This is a genomic window from Vibrio sp. AIC-3 (assembly GCF_013114515.1).
Taxonomy (GTDB): Bacteria; Pseudomonadota; Gammaproteobacteria; order Enterobacterales; family Vibrionaceae; genus Vibrio; species Vibrio crassostreae_C.
The window spans coordinates 1-2139 of sequence record NZ_VTXG01000063.1 but is presented as its reverse complement, the minus strand read 5'-3'; the positions used below and the strand labels follow the sequence as shown (position 1 = coordinate 2139).

The following is a 2139-nucleotide window of genomic DNA, read 5'->3' as shown; positions in this document are numbered from 1 at the left end:
GAAGCGCTGTTCACCGCTAAACGAGTGAACCATCTGTATCACCAGATGAACCTAGGAGCCTGAATAAAGTAGCGGCTTTGACAATGTAACGAAGGTTGGTATTTTCCAATCGGGATTGAAATCGTGAGAGGACGATCCTCCTGATAACCACAACATCGGGTGAGTGCTAGGTAGTCAGCATGATGAACATAAGTGAATCCGCGTAAGGTGCGTTATGTTGTGAAACAGCGGAAGTGGTTAATACGCTGTAGCCAAAAGGCACGAGAGTCGGAAAGAGATTGCCCCATGCTCTTTCGTGATCATTGAACTCTCCGCACCATAGCGGGCATCTAAACTGACATTGCGTGACATACGGAACACGGTAAGCCTGTATCACTCCCTACGGGAAAGCCTCTGTGGCCGATAGTGATGCGGGTAGAGGAGGTTGGAAAAAGCAAAGGCTGCATTGTAATGACGCAGATACAGGTTTGTGCCTGATCACGAAAGTGAGCCCACTTCCAACTGGTCTCTCGTTGCGAGAGAGTTTGAAGAACTTTATTAAGGAAGAAAAGCAAATGACGATTTCGAATGAGATTAGTGCATCTTCTGACAGTGCACTGTGGCAATCCATTAACTGGAAGGCCGTAGAGGCGAACGTCTTAAAGCTTCAAATGCGTATCGCAAAGGCAACTAGAGACGGTAAACACGGCAAAGCAAAAGCATTGCAATGGATACTGACTCACTCTCGCTCAGCAAAACTTCTTGCTGTTAAGCGAGTTTCTCAAAATAAAGGCAGTAAAACGCCTGGAATAGACGGCGTTGTCTGGAACACAGACACGCGTCGTATGAAAGCAGTAAATCAACTGAGTCGGAAAGCTTATCAAGCGAAACCACTCAGGCGTATCTATATCCCCAAAAAGAATGGCAAGCTTCGACCTCTGGGCATCCCATGCATGATAGACAGAGCACAACAAGCGCTACACCTATTATCGCTAGAACCCATATCAGAAACAACTGCCGACCCGAATAGTTATGGCTTTAGAGCAAATCGTAGCACGGCTGACGCTGTCGACCAGTGCTTCAAGTGTTTGGCTTTAAAGAAATCGGCTAAATGGGTTCTTGAAGGAGATATTAAAGCTTGCTTCGACAAAATCGGGCATCAATGGCTTATGGATAACATCGCCATCGATAAACGGATGTTGGAGCAATGGCTAAAGTCAGGCTTTGTAGACAAAGGGCTGTTTTACGACACCGACGAAGGCACTCCTCAAGGCGGAATTATATCCCCCACCTTGATGTTGATGACGTTATCGGGTCTCGAACAGCGCATTAAGTCTACCGCGCTTAAGAAAGGAGCAAGAGCTAACTTTATTGGATATGCCGACGATTTCGTCGTCACTTGCGCTTCAAAGGAAGTGCTCGAGAACGATATCAAACCGTTGATTGCTGATTTCTTAGCGGAAAGAGGCTTAACATTATCCGAAGAGAAAACGCACATTACTCATATCAACGATGGCTTTGATTTTCTTGGGTTCAACCATAGGAAGTACAAAGGGAAACTGCTCATCAAGCCGAGTAAATCCAATACGTTGATGTTCTTAAGCAATCTGCGTGAACTCATCAAAAAGCACGTAACCCTTCCAGTGAATGATCTTATCAAACTGATAAATCCTAAACTCAGGGGATGGTCGAACTATTATCGGCACTGCGTAGCTAAACAGGTATTCGGATATGTAGGTCACAAGTTATTCCATACGTTATGGCACTGGGCTAAAAGGCGTCATCCAACAAAGTCTAAAACTTGGATTGCCCTAAAATACTTCATCAACCAAAAAGGCCAATGGCAGTTTCACGGTTGGCAGAAGATCATGGATATGGATTGCCAGTTCAATCTCTTCCAAATAGCCAAAGTGCCAATAGAAAGGCATGTGAAAATCCGAAGTGCAGCGACACCCTTTGACCCTCTTTACCAAGAATACTTGGTAAAGAGAAAATCTAAAAGGCTAGCTCGTAACTCTTGGAACGAACCTGCTTCGACTGCTTTATAAGTTGCTGGGTATCAAACGATGCCTTCGTGGAGGCTTGAGCCTAGTGCAGTGAAAGTTGCACGCTGGGTTCTTAGGGAGACGGCACTTGGTAACAAGTGTCGTCCACCCGACA

1 protein-coding gene is annotated in these 2139 nt (G+C 45.5%); it reads left to right on the top strand.

Going from position 1 to position 2139, the window contains the following annotated elements:
* Positions 1-554: 554 nt before the first annotated feature.
* On the top strand, positions 555-2027 hold the full coding sequence (gene ltrA, locus F0229_RS21575) for a group II intron reverse transcriptase/maturase (protein ID WP_171733688.1): 1473 nt from the start codon (positions 555-557) through the stop codon (positions 2025-2027).
* Positions 2028-2139 lie beyond the last annotated feature (112 nt).